This is a genomic window from Winogradskyella marina (assembly GCF_015645385.1).
Taxonomy (GTDB): Bacteria; Bacteroidota; Bacteroidia; order Flavobacteriales; family Flavobacteriaceae; genus Winogradskyella; species Winogradskyella marina.
Window position 1 is genome coordinate 1 of the sequence record NZ_JADOET010000053.1, and the last position, 532, is coordinate 532.

The window sequence follows — 532 nt, forward strand, 5'->3', positions numbered from 1 at the left end:
AGCCATCACTGTTTTCATCATTAAAAATTCCTGTTTTTATCACTGCGATTCCGGCTTCTAATGGCAATTCCGTATCTGTTATATCATCTTCGAACTCGGTATCATCATCGGATAAATCTTCTAAGGTTGATCCATCTAGACTACTTGTTCCGGTAACGAGGGCTTGGTTACTTACCATGCCTGTATCAATATCGGCTTGTGTAATAGTATAACTTGCTGCGTACAACCAAACTTCATCGACATCCAAAATATTATCTCCGTTATCGTCTCCTGATGCTAGTGTAAGTTCACCACCTAACATAGCATCTGTAAGCACCACATCTGTTATGGTCGCTTGTCCTTGATTGGTCACCACAAAACTGTAGGTGATAGTTTCTCCTATGTTGGCATAGCCATCACTATTTTCATCATTAAAAACTCCTGTTTTTATCACTGCAATTCCGGCTTCTAATGGCAATTCCGTATCTGTTATATCATCTTCGAACACGGTATCATCATCGGATAAATCTTCTAAGGTTGATCCATCTAGACT

Annotated in this window: 1 protein-coding gene; it reads right to left on the reverse strand. The window is 39.5% G+C overall.

Going from position 1 to position 532, the window contains the following annotated elements; all coding sequences use genetic code 11:
• Window positions 1-532, reverse strand: a 532-nt coding sequence (locus ITJ86_RS17185) for a DUF7507 domain-containing protein (RefSeq protein WP_195872877.1), incomplete at both ends; no start/stop codon positions are given.